Origin of the sequence: Desulfosporosinus sp. SYSU MS00001, assembly GCF_049943955.1 — a bacterium.
Lineage (GTDB): Bacteria > Bacillota > Desulfitobacteriia > Desulfitobacteriales > Desulfitobacteriaceae > Desulfosporosinus.
On record NZ_JBNFTW010000011.1, the window covers coordinates 139,412 to 151,961 of the forward strand.

At 42.4% G+C, this 12,550-nt stretch carries 9 protein-coding genes, 1 rRNA gene, 1 pseudogene and 1 riboswitch; of the genes and pseudogenes, 4 read left to right on the forward strand and 7 right to left on the reverse strand.

Going from position 1 to position 12,550, the window contains the following annotated elements:
* Position 1: 1 nt before the first annotated feature.
* Positions 2 to 1,999, reverse strand: a complete 1,998-nt coding sequence (locus ACPUYX_RS17770) for a sigma-54-dependent Fis family transcriptional regulator (RefSeq protein WP_426380962.1) — start codon at positions 1,997 to 1,999, stop codon at positions 2 to 4.
* A gap of 402 nt (positions 2,000 to 2,401) precedes the next feature.
* Here ACPUYX_RS17770 and ACPUYX_RS17775 point away from each other — a divergent pair.
* Positions 2,402 to 4,328: pseudogene (locus tag ACPUYX_RS17775) on the forward strand (phosphoenolpyruvate synthase); the annotation flags it as partial.
* Positions 4,329 to 4,404: 76 nt separating this feature from the next.
* On the opposite strand, the gene ACPUYX_RS17780 reads toward ACPUYX_RS17775, so the two are convergent.
* From ACPUYX_RS17780 to ACPUYX_RS17790, 3 genes are read right to left on the reverse strand one after another with little or no spacing between them, the layout of a single operon-like run.
* Positions 4,405 to 4,911, reverse strand: a complete 507-nt coding sequence (locus ACPUYX_RS17780) for a flavin reductase family protein (RefSeq protein ID WP_426380963.1) — start codon at positions 4,909 to 4,911, stop codon at positions 4,405 to 4,407.
* A 6-nt stretch (positions 4,912 to 4,917) separates the two neighbouring features.
* Positions 4,918 to 5,544, reverse strand: coding sequence for a DNA-3-methyladenine glycosylase (locus tag ACPUYX_RS17785; protein ID WP_426380964.1), 627 nt, complete (start codon positions 5,542 to 5,544; stop codon positions 4,918 to 4,920).
* A gap of 24 nt (positions 5,545 to 5,568) precedes the next feature.
* Positions 5,569 to 6,684, reverse strand: a complete 1,116-nt coding sequence (locus ACPUYX_RS17790; RefSeq protein WP_426380965.1) for an iron-containing alcohol dehydrogenase family protein — start codon at positions 6,682 to 6,684, stop codon at positions 5,569 to 5,571.
* 510 nt (positions 6,685 to 7,194) lie between these two features.
* On the opposite strand from ACPUYX_RS17790, the gene ACPUYX_RS17795 reads away from it, so the two are divergent.
* From ACPUYX_RS17795 to ACPUYX_RS17805, 3 genes are all read left to right on the forward strand, one after another.
* Positions 7,195 to 7,584, forward strand: a complete 390-nt coding sequence (locus ACPUYX_RS17795) for a hypothetical protein (RefSeq protein WP_426380966.1) — start codon at positions 7,195 to 7,197, stop codon at positions 7,582 to 7,584.
* A gap of 141 nt (positions 7,585 to 7,725) precedes the next feature.
* Positions 7,726 to 8,001 carry a zinc ribbon domain-containing protein gene (locus ACPUYX_RS17800; protein ID WP_426380967.1) on the forward strand — a complete coding sequence of 92 codons (276 nt, stop codon included), beginning with the start codon at positions 7,726 to 7,728 and terminating at the stop codon, positions 7,999 to 8,001.
* Between the two features lie 290 nt (positions 8,002 to 8,291).
* Positions 8,292 to 9,164: a DegV family protein gene (locus ACPUYX_RS17805; RefSeq protein ID WP_426380968.1), complete on the forward strand. Its 873-nt coding sequence runs from the start codon at positions 8,292 to 8,294 to the stop codon at positions 9,162 to 9,164.
* Positions 9,165 to 9,421: 257 nt separating this feature from the next.
* On the opposite strand, the gene dapA is transcribed toward ACPUYX_RS17805, so the two are convergent.
* The 3 genes from dapA to rrf form a co-directional block, all read right to left on the reverse strand.
* A complete protein-coding gene (gene dapA, locus ACPUYX_RS17810) occupies positions 9,422 to 10,312 on the reverse strand; it encodes a 4-hydroxy-tetrahydrodipicolinate synthase (protein ID WP_426380969.1) in 891 nt (296 codons plus the stop codon).
* 92 nt (positions 10,313 to 10,404) lie between these two features.
* Positions 10,405 to 10,578, reverse strand: a riboswitch (Lysine riboswitch).
* 46 nt (positions 10,579 to 10,624) lie between these two features.
* On the reverse strand, positions 10,625 to 11,959 hold the full coding sequence (locus ACPUYX_RS17815) for an amino acid permease (protein WP_426380970.1): 1,335 nt from the start codon (positions 11,957 to 11,959) through the stop codon (positions 10,625 to 10,627).
* Between the two features lie 466 nt (positions 11,960 to 12,425).
* A 5S ribosomal RNA gene (gene rrf / locus ACPUYX_RS17820) occupies positions 12,426 to 12,541 on the reverse strand.
* Positions 12,542 to 12,550: the final 9 nt, after the last annotated feature.

Consider the following 12,550-nt stretch of genomic DNA (forward strand, 5'->3'; position numbering starts at 1 on the left):
CTTAAAAATTAATATTATACTGCCGCATTTTTCGATAAATCGTATTCCGCGAAACCCCCATTTCCTTTGCTATTTCACTAATATTGCCTCCATGTTTACTCAAATAAGTCAGGATTTCTCGATACTCATTTTGCGCCTGCATAATTTTTCTTTTTTCTCGGGCTGTATTTACCTGGCTTTCCCGAGCCTTTAGATCCGGCTCCGCTCTTTGCTGAGATTTTAACATTGCGGGGGGTAAATGTTCCAAGGTAATGTAATCAGAGTCCACCATACTAATCAATCGTTCAACGACATTCTGTAATTCCCGGACATTTCCCGGCCAAGCATGATGCATTAACACCTCAATAACCTGCGAATCGACGTTTTTGACCTTCTCCCCGCCCATGACTTTAAGGAAATGGTTGAATAACTCAAGGATATCTTCGGGACGGTGGCGAAGCGGGGGTATCGTGATTTTGACGACATTAATTCGGTAATAAAGGTCTTTTCTAAAATTTCCTTTCTCGACTTCTTCTTCAAGATTCTTATTCGTTGCACAAATAATTCGGAAATCTACCGGAATTAACTTATCGTCACCAATTCGAGAAACTTTTTTATCTTGGAGTACCCGGAGCAGTGCTACCTGCTGCTCCAGCGGCATATCTCCTATTTCATCCAAAAAGAGAGTCCCCTTAGCAGCAAGTTCGAATTTACCAGGTCTGCCTCCGCGTTTAGCGCCCGTAAATGCTCCGTCGGTATAACCAAATATTTCACTGGCGATCAACTCTCGAGGAATTGCCCCGCAATTAACCGCAACAAAAGGTCCCTTCCGTCGATTACTCCGGTTATGAATAGCCTGGGCTAAAACCTCTTTGCCTGTTCCACTTTCACCTTCCAATAAAACGTTAGCCGTACCAACGGCTGCCTGGGATGCTATGTGGATCACCCTTGCCATTTCCCGACTCTTGCCTATAACATCCTTAAAATTAAAGATAGCTTGAGCACCGCTAAAGCGGTTTACCAACTTCTGGACTTTTTCCATTGGACGAACAATTATCACAGCACCGGCTAAAATCCCGTTATCAAGAATCGGTACTCCTGATGACAAGCAATGAATTCGGCCACCTGCAGTATCTACCATAACTTCCAGATCGCTAAATGATTCATGATGTCTTATAGTTCTTTCAACTCCATGGGCATCCAGGCCAAAAATTTGTTTAATTTCTTTCCCCAGCAACTCCGAAGACGTTCTGCCAAAAATCTGGAGGGCAACAGGATTGATTTGCAGAATAACTCCGTTTTCGTTAATGATCATGACTCCATCGGACATCGTTTTGAATATGTCGACCATGCGATTGTTCGCTACCAACAGTTGCTTGTTTTTCTCCCGCAGCTCCATTTGGTCCATTATAGCCTCGGCAGATGCAACAACCATCCCCAATGTATGCAGGTGCGTCTCGTCCAAGGGACCTGACATATCCAGAATTCCGATCATTTCTCCTTGCATATCAAAAATAGGACAAGCAGAACAGGTCCATGTTTGATGCTTTAAGCAATAATGTTCGGCGCCTGAAATTTGAAGAGGCCTTTTTAAAATAACTGCAGTACCGATAGCATTCGTACCTACCGATTCTTCAGTCCAGTCTGCGCCTTTCATGAAATATAACTTTTCAGCCTTTTCCAGGATATTCTGATCGCCAAGACTTTCCATAATATAGCCTCGTTCATCCGTTAACATGACTATGAACCCTGATCCCTTCACGAACTCATAAAGTTTTAACATAAAGGGCTTGGCGATATCAATGATATCCTTTCGTTTTGCAAGCAAATCATCGAGTTCTGCCTGGTTTAAGATACGACAGGCTTTTCCATCGTAGGGGTTAACACCTTTTTCATAACATCTCTGCCATGATTCCATAATTTCAGGGGCAGCGGCTATTTTCCTTGGTATTCCATCGCTGATAAATTGTTTCCACGCCATACTTATTTCCGATGAGGAAGATTGAAACTTCGCAATCATTGTTCATTTCCCTCCATTATTCAATCGGAATCTGAGTTTTGTATGTACACTCTCTAAACATGTTATGATGTATATTCTGATCAAATTAGTGAACATGGAACTATGTATTCCTTCTTGAAATACCAAAGGTAAACATTTCGAGGAGATGTTCATTGGCATAAAGAAAATCAAAAGGATATCTCTAATACCAATTCCACTTTTAACATATTTTCCCTGCATAAAGTAGTACAAGAATTCCCAACATCAACGTCCTTCAAAAGCGGACGACTTCAAAAGTGAGGAATAGACCGAACCTTTAGTGAGAGGCGGTCTATTTCTGTTTAACCCATGATTGCAGAAGAAAAATTGGAATTTGTTTTTTGATGGATTAGTTATTTCTATCCAATTCAGAATTACGAATGGGAAGGCGGAACTGAAGAGAAGAGAATCGAGAATGGATACCAGAATAAGCAGACGTTGTCAGACGAACAGATTTTACAACTTGAACAAATGGGCAAAAAAATTGAGGCCCATTTCGGTTGCCCCCAAGACATTGAATGGTGCATTAGTTGGGGACATTCCTCTGACTCCAAAGGATATCTATCAAATAAGGTGTGTCCCCCTTCATCTGAACAAAACAAATTTTTTATCGTCCAGAGTCGTCCCATTACCACCTTATTCCCCCTACCCGATGTGCAAGATGGAAAAAATCATGTGTATATGTCTTTCAGCCATCAACAGATGATGACGGATGCCATGAAACCATTTGGATTATCGTTTTTTCAGCTTGGGATTGACGACTTTCCCTTAATTCAAGCCGGTGGAAGGCTGTTCATTGACCTGGCTCACGATTTAGCTACGCCTTCGGGGAAAAGGATTGTCCTCATGGCTGCGGGTAAAATGGACCCACTCATGCATTCTGCTATCAAGGCCTTAATAAAACGAGAGAACTTTATGAAGTCATTATCGCGAGGAAAAAAAGCCTTTAGTATGGGTTCCGGGTATTTTTCATGGAATCTTCCTGTTCAGTTTATCAAGATATATAGCAGCAACGATGCTGCGATCGTTCAAACACTTATGTCCCAGAATGAGTCATCCATCAGAGATATGCAGCAAAGGATTGCAGACCTGTCCGGGGACGAACTGTTTGCCTTCATTATAGCAGCCCAAAAGCAATTAAAAAGAGGACATGTATAAGGGCATGGGAGCGGTTTTTGTCGGGGTATATGCAGTAAATTGGATTAATAAGAAAATGGAAAAATGGTTGGGTGAAAAGAGTGCGGCGGATTCTCTTTCCAAATCGGCAGCTAATAACGTTACTTCTGAAATGGGGCTGGAGCTGTTGGACGTAGCAGACGTTGTCCGTCAATATCCGGCGGTGATAGAATATTTCAAACATGCCAGTAATGAGAATTTCTTTGACGACTTAGCCAAGTTCGAAGGTGGCGATGCCGTTGGCAAATCCATACAGGCGTACCTTGAAAAATATGGTATGCGTTGTTCCGGTGAGATTGACATCACCAGATCCCGCTTTAGCGAAGAGCCCACCGCCCTTATCCCCATGATTCTCAGCAACATCAATAACTTTGAGCCGGGTGCTCACAAATCTATATTTGAAAATGGTTTACTGGAAGCAAAGCAAAAGGAACTGGACCTCTTAAATCGTTTAGAACAACTGCCCGGTGGAAAACAAAAAGCTAAAAAGACAAAAAAGATGATTAGTCGCTTACGCAATTTTGTCGGCTATCGGGAATACCCAAAATATATAATGGTCGGGTATTACTGGATCATCAAACAGGCTATTATGCAAGAAGCTGTCAAACTCGTGCAAAAGGGTGTTATTCGAAAGAAAGAGGATATCTATTATCTATCCTTTGAGGAATTCAGAGAGGTCGTTCGTACTAACCAACTGGATTACAGCATTGTAACAAAACGAAAAGAGGAGCATGAAGTCTTCGAGAAGTTGACACCGCCACGTATAATGACATCCGAGGGCGAGGTTGTATTCGGCGAATATGATACCGGTAACATCCCTGAAGGTGCTTTGGCTGGCATACCTGCTTCATCTGGAACTGTTGAAGGGCGGGCACGAGTCATTTTTAAAATGGAAGACGCCAAATTAGAGGAAGGCGATATTTTGGTCACCTCATTTACAGACCCCAGTTGGACACCAGTCTTTGTATCCATAAAAGGTTTGGTGACAGAAGTAGGCGGAATGATGACACATGGCGCTGTAGTTGCGAGGGAATACGGTCTTCCAACAGTAGTTGGTGTAGAAAATGCTACCATGATGATTAAGGATGGGCAAAGAATTCGGATTAATGGCACGGAAGGATATGTAGAAATGTAAATGCCCATAAATAAATCCAGAGCGCTTATGACGCCCTGGATTTATTTTCATCTCGTGTAAGTATGAAAATCTACAATTATTTGTGGCACAAGACTTTTTCAATCTGACCGAGATAAATTCTATGGTATGTTGATAAGTCTTTATAGTAGTCTTTAAACAACTGCTGCGAATCAAAATTATCCTTCTTTACATCCGTGTGATAAACTTTTCTGCATACAAAAATTGTCTTAGCCTCATCAAAAATAACTGTGTTTTCAAAAGGGATAGGCTTTAGCCCTGACTCAGCCACTTTATCACACTCGTTGCCATGCATTCTGCCACAGATTTGTAAAGCCGGATGGTGAGGAACGTCAAAAAAAGAAACGGTAAAGTAATCGTTGCTCTCGACAAATTGATAAGAATATCTGTCGGGATGAACATAGACCTGGATCATTGGTTTGAGAAAAAGTTTTCCAAACATAACGCCGGTAATTGTCATCATGTTAAATTTATCTTTCGTTCCGGCAGTTAGCAATGCCCAATCCTCCACTTTAGTGAAGGGGTTAAAATCAAACTGACCTAAAGGTATTTCCTCAAACTTCACGAAAAATCACTCCTTTGTCAACGAAATGTTTGATACATACTCATTACCTTTTATATAAAATCTCCAAGGATAATCCTTTGCCTCTTCTGAATGCTCCACCCCCACGCGCTTAGTCTCTATTATTCCAAATTCCTCGTTTTCTACATCCTCGACATATAATTCATCGCTGCACAAATCCGCTCCATTAAGGTTATGATTTATCGCTAACGCCCTGCATAGTTTTCCCGGTCCACTCGTCAACCCCTTTATCTGACTCTTTGTCAAGTGGATATATGACTTGCCAAATCTATTTCGAGCCATCAATTCAATTCCTTCCGCCGGCTCCGCAGCCCTTACCAGAACAGCTTGAGGAATCCCTTTTTCCCTTGTAACGACATTAAAGCAGCAATGTATTCCATAGATGGTAAATATATAAGAAAATCCTGGTTTTCCATACATAACTTCTACTCTCGGCGTTCGTTTTCCGCCATAAGAATGAGCTGCCTTATCTTCGAAACCCATATATGCTTCTGTCTCAACAATTTTGGCAGAAATCCTTTGCCCATCGACCTCATGAATAAGCAGCTTTCCCAAAAGTTCTTTAGCTACGATTATTGAATCACGGTTGTAAAATTCTCTATCAAGCTTTTTCACTCCGCTGACCCTCCTTGCAGCCTATTATTTCTTCAGCACGAGCCTACCCGCTGCGTCAGTATCTTTAATGGACTGAATGAATTTTTCTGCCGTAGGATTGCCAGGGACATAAGTCCACTCGATGACCGAAACTGCTTTCTTAGCCACGGTCGACAAATCCGCTTCTAACAGACCTATTTCGCCCATCGTTATGGGCAGTCCGATACTTCGGTTGAAAGCCATAATCCTATCTCTTTCCTCCAATTGATGATCGTACGTAAGTAAACACAATATACCAAAAGCAACTATCTCGCCGTGAAGATGTTTTTCACAGGCCGGTATCAACGAGCTGCCATAATAAACGCAGTGAGCAAGAGAGCTGTTATAGTAGTAATTATCTTCGGAATTGGGCTGATTTTGATGGACAGTGCAATTCGAGACAATACCTGTCAGCATGATGATATCCAAGGCAACTTCTTCGAGTTCAAAAGATACCCTGTTGTTTTTGCAGTCCTCAAGCGCTTTTTTACCGAGATTAATCAGCGGCGAAGTACAAGTTTTGGCAATTCCCAGTCCCAGCAAGGGAAGATGATGAAGCTTTTTCTCACGGCAAGCAAAGGCTACTTCATATTCCTTGGACAAAGCATCTCCTATACCTGCCCAAAACAGATCATAGGGGGATTCGGCAATAATTTTCGTATTGATAAATGTGTGACAGGCCGGCTGCTTCTGATAATAATATTCTTTAAAAGAGCCGTCCTGGTTGTAAATGACACTCAAGTTTGTGCAGCTGGCACAGTTGGAGGCAAGTGTTGGAAAAGTAAATACAGGCTTATCCAACAGGTCTCCCAGTGTCTTGACCGTATCACAGGCTCTGCCTCCGCCAACGGCGAACAACATATCCGCCTGCTGCACTAAAGGACTATGCTTTAGTTTTTCTATATTTTCCATATTCGAATCTCCGCCATACCACAAAAAATCAAGGATATTAATTTCGGAGCCGGCCGCTCCTTTGAGAATACCATCTTTGGCCTTTTCCATGGCAATCTTGCCACCGATGACAATTGCCTTTTTACCATAGCTTCTTGTGATAAAGGGAATTTCTTCATAGCAATCCTCACCAACACTGTAATTAGGCATATAGATATTTTGCTTTGCCATTTGTACTTCTCCCCTATTCTTTTTAATGTTATCTTTAGGTAATATAAAATAGCTATTCATCCATTAGGACGAATAGCTCGTGGCAACACCAAATTCCGTTTGAAAGAGTTGTTTCCATATCACACATAATATGGACTTTCGTAAATAATACGTTACCATATACATCAAGCTTCCGTCAGTGCCTACTTGGGTCAGAACCGATATTGATCTGGTTGAAGCCTACTTTTGATCATAGCTTTTATTCATAATAATTTACCGAAATAATAAGGCTGATTGAATCGTTTGTCAAGGTTTATTAATTCTTTCCCATTTGCGTTTTAACATTTCAAATACGTAAAAAGCAAATCATTACGTATATTTGATCATTCGGCGCCTTTGGTATTTTATCCTTTTGCGGCGAGAAGACTCCCATCCTCTATAGGTGGCAAGATGAATCGCCGCCCCCAAATTTTGCCGAACACTAGTTCCTAATCCGTTCTTGCTGTGGTAAAATAAGGATAACAATGACATATGTTTGAGGTGGTGGTTAAGATAATTCGTGTCTTAAAAACTAAATTCCGGACTTCCCAAATTAATATTGACCGTCTCATTGCCTGCAATCGCACGTCAGCTCAAGTTTGGAATAATTGTCTAAGCTTGGCGAAAGAACATTTTCAACAAACCGGTCACTGGATTACCCGCGGGACACTACACTTAGCTACAAAAGGTCAATACCCCATTCACAGTCAGTCCATTCAAGGAGTCTTCGAAAAATATCTCAATGCTCGAGACAATGCCCATAAGGCAAAACTATTAGGATTCACTAAAATACGTTACCCGTACAAACCTAAGAAACATTTTTCAATACCAAGTGGAAAAAAGATGGCTTTCGGATTGGCAAAAACGGAACGATTGAGTTAAGTCTGGGACTTCTTTGTAAACTGGTGTCTCGAGAATAAGATCAAGGAAGTCGTTGTAGGCAACGTTGAAGGCATAGAACGACATACCTCACCCCGGAAGAAAAAAAACAAGTACAAACGTACACGAAAGCAAACTCAAAAAATGTCTCAGTGGCATTTTGGACAAACCACAACGTACCTACACTATAAATTGGCCGGTGAAGGGATTTATTTCCAAAAGGCTGATGAATCCTATACAACACAAACATGTCCTGTTTGTGGGAGAAGAAAGAAACCTTCCTCTAGAAATTACAGATGTACATGTGGATACAGAGAACACCGTGATATACACGGAGCAAAGAATATCTTGAGCAACTACAAATATGGAGAGTTTCAAGAACTATATGTAGAAGAGCTAAAGTATCTACGGATTGCCTAAAGTGAGAAGTAGTAGAAGCCATGAACCTGGCCTGTATGCAGCAAATGCATAGAGTTGCCGGCCTTACCGAAATGATGGACTCACGCCTATCGGGTGAGGCATCTCTAACGAGATACCCTTGAGACATGGATTTTGGGCTTGCCGCAAGCCCCTACCCTACGGCGAAAACAGTGTTTTCGTTCTTAGCGAAGTGTAGGTAGGGGAGGTTCACGGCCTAGTAAATATATCAACTGCAAAGTTCACGAAAAGCTTTCATAAATAGCCCCATGAAAATAATCGAGGTGAATAGGATGATCAGATTAATTGTAGACAGCACCTGCGACTTTCCGGACGAAATTATGGAAAAATACGATATTCTTATGCTGCCCCTGCATGTGATTCTCAACGGAAACGATTATCGGGATAAGGTGGAAATCACTACCGATGAGGTTTTTCTCGCTATGCGTTCAGGGGTGTTGCCCAAGACATCCCAAGTCAGCCCCTCGGATGTCTCTCAGATTTTCCAGACGTGCTGTGACCGAGGAGAGGACTTTATTTATCTCGCCTTTTCTGCAGCACTTTCAGGAACGTATCAGTTAGCAGAAACCGTCTTATCAGAATTTAAATCAAAGTATCGGGATCGGAACATGCAGGTTATTGATTCCAAATCAGGCTCAGTGGCTATTGGCCTTATCGCATTGCAGGCAGCGAAAATGATTGAAGCCGGGTATGGCTTTGAAGCTATTACCCGGCACATATCTTACTTGACGGAACACGTAGAGCATGTGTTTACCATCGCTGATATCGGTTGGTTGGTCAAGGGAGGACGAATCACCAAGCTACAAGGTATGCTGGGGTCTCTCTTAGATGTCAGGCCCATTCTGGAGGTTAAAAATGGCTTATTACACCTCAGTAAAAAGGCCCGCGGGAGTCAAAAGGCGCTTAACATGGTAGCTGATACAATGGTAGAAAGGATCGAAGGCTTTCCGGAACAGATCATCGGTATTGCTCATTCGGATAATTTGCCGGGTGCAGAAGACCTAAAGAATCTGCTTGCGGAAAAACTTGGCACAAAAAACTTTATTATCAGCAAAATCGGGTGTGTACTAGGCAGCCATTTAGGTATTGGCGGACTGGGATTGTTCTTTTTCAATCAGAAACGAGCGCCATATTTTCTTCTGTAACTCTCAATCTCCAGCCCCTCGGACCACCACTCCATCCCTGAATTTCATGCTAGGAAAACTGCCGCCGGCTATCTCGTTTTCTGGTATAACCTCTTCAATTCTCTCGATATCACGTTCACTTAGACTAATATCCAAAGATTGAATTGCATCTTGAAAATGAGACAGCTTGCTAGCACCTACGAGCGGAATTATATCTTCTGGAGATTCCTATAGTTTAAAAATGCGGGGAGGTTGATCCGCAGGCCCTGTAACCTTCATCAAACATTTAATTCGTATGCTCTCATTTGCGAAAGCAACTTTTCACGGTTTGTATCCTCCATTGAAGTGAGAGGTAATCTGAGATAATCCTTGCAGAAACCCATAGCTGCCATTGCAGCTTTAACCGGAATAGGGTTTACTTCACAAAACAGGGCGTTTATAAGGGGATAAAGTTTACATTGCTGCTCTGCGCTGCCTGCAATATCGCCGTTAAAGAACCGTGTGCAAATCTCACGTGTTTGGGCCGGCATGATGTTGGAAAGCACCGAAATGCAACCAATTCCACCGAGTGCCATAAGCGGAACTATCTGGTCGTCATTACCTGAATACAAATCAAGCTTGCCTCTTACACGCGCCATCGTTTCAACTATTTTTGAAATGTTGCCGCTTGCTTCTTTAATCGCTGCTATATTTTCATGCTCAGCTAATGCCTCGTAGGTTGCAGGCTCAATATTTACTCCTGTCCTTGATGGAACATTATAGAGAATGATAGGCTTTGTGCTCTTGTCGGCAATTTGAGAAAACATTTTAATTAGGCCCTTTTGCGTAGCCTTGTTGTAATAAGGGGTGACTACAAGCATTGCATCCGCACCTGCTTCGCAGGCAAAACGAGTGAGCTCATGCGCATATTCGGTGTCATTGCTGCCTGTACCTGCAATGATCGGCACTCTGCCTTCCGTGTGCTGAACTGCAAATGTAATTGCTGCTTTATGCTCATCATCAGTTAGGGTTGAAGCTTCACCTGTGGTTCCACAAATCACAAGTGCATCAATTCCTTCTGCAATTTGCCAATCGATCAATTTACCAAACTGCTCATAATTAATTCCTGTTTCGTCCAGAGGAGTGATTAGGGCAGAAGCGATACCTTTGAAAATACTGTTCTTTTTCATGTTAATTCTCCTTCTCTGTTAATACAAAAAAATAAATAGCTGATACGGAATCAGCTACTAAATTACCCACATGAACCTCAGAATCATATGGTAATATAGATAGCTCTCCGCATATGCGACAGTTGAACAAATCTTATTTTGCCCAACCAGCTCAGTCCCCACGTAATGGAACTAACTTCGGCATCTACACCTTTCACCGAAGTTACGGTTCTACGTAACCTTGACAACTTCGGGTACTGATTGTAAAATGCACCTCTATCATTTCAGTCCAGTCTATTCATATTCGGTAAACTTGTCAACCCCCAAATATCATCATTTTTTGCGCAGGGCAAAATGCTGCTGTCTTGCCGATAGGAAATATAAACATGCTAGCAGCATCAGGATGATAATTCCCACCATCAAACCCACAAGTTGATTTCCATTCATGGCTGAAGTGGACAGGACCACAAGTAACAGAACTGCTGCTATAATTGTTTTTCCATTCATACGCCGCCGGAAACGATAATGGGTTGCTGCAATAATAAGCCAGTTTGTAATAAGAGCAACCCCAGCGGAACTAGCTATATATACCAAAATCTGCTGAGGCAATAAGTATGATATACCCACAACGCATAATAAAAAGGCACTGGATAGCATTACTGCCGAGACTGGCACTCCTCGTTTGTCTTCTTTGTTCAAAAAGGCTGGAGCATCATGACGTTCTGCCAGTGATTTAAGCATTCGCGGTACTCCATACATATTGGAATTCATAGCAGAAAGGATTGCACTCAATATCACCGCATTCATTATGCTGCTAATTGAAATCAGACCTAATTGACCAAATAGGGGAACAAAACCACTGCCATTTAGTGGCACCCTGTTCCAGGGAAGTATCCCAACTAATGTAGTAATGGACCCCAAATAAAGAACAATCAAAGCTACATTTATTATCTTGACAGCTTCGGGTACTGTTTTTACCGGATCCTGGGTTTCTCCCGCAGCCGGTCCGATTACCTGTTCACCCGCATATGTATAAACAACAAGAAGCAGCGATGAAAAAAAACCTGATAATCCGTGTGGAAAGAAACCTTCGTGGTTAAAATAATTTGATATTCCCGGAGATTTTAACCCCGGCCATAACCCAATAAACAGGACTACACCCATAATAATAACTACGACTAAAATACCTACCTTAATCAAGGATAAGATTTCTTCAACTCGCGCAAGGGAACGAACATCTAAGAGACTAATACAGATAATTAACACCGCAATAATCAGACTGATCATCCAGATGGACCAAGACGGCAGCCAAAAACGCACAATTAAAGCCGCAGCTACCATTTCTGTAGCCAGTGTAAGAATCCCTGCTACCCAGTACATCCACCCAGATATGAATCCCATGGCTGGCCCTAAATATTCCCCTGCATAGACGCTAAACGAACCTGTAGTTGGTTCAACAACACTCATTTCCGCTAACATGAACATGATCAAAGTTGAGATGATACCACCTATAACAAATGACAAAATGATTGAAGGCCCTGCCTGATTAATCGCAATTCCGCTAGCAACAAAAATACCGGAACCAATGGCCCCTCCCAATCCTAGCATAGTCAGGCCGGGAAGATTCAATGTATTCTTTTTGCTGTTTGTTTCTTTACTATCCTTCATTTTTCCACCACCATCAGCTTACTGCAGCAAGACTCCTTCTATTCAAATTTGTCTAGCTCATTTACCGGCATCCTAAGATGATTTTACCAGAAAGTCCGTTCAAATTCATGTGGATCCGAACGGGTGAGCCCCGATAGAGATCTTTCATTTCTATCATGAAACACAAACAGACTGCCTTTTTTGGCAGTCTTTCGCTTGTTACCTGGCGATGACCTACTTTCCCAGGGGCTATGCCCCAAGTATTATCGGCCCTGGAACGAAAGGCGGATGAGCCTTTCGCCACACTGCGTCCCGTTACGCATTCTCCTGCAGCGTGACGAAAACCGGACGAGGTTTTCGCCACATTGCGACTTGTGAAACATTCTCCTGCAATGTGGATCCGAACGGGTGTAACCCCGGTAGATATCTTTCATTTCTTTCATGAAACACAGATAGACTGCCATATTTGGCAGTCTATTGCTTGTTTACCTGGCGATGACCTACTTTCCCAGGGGCTATGCCCCAAGTATTATCGGCCCTGGAGGTCTTAACTTCCGTGTTCGGTATGGGAACGGGTGGAACCCCTCCGGCATGATCACCAGATCTCTGAGA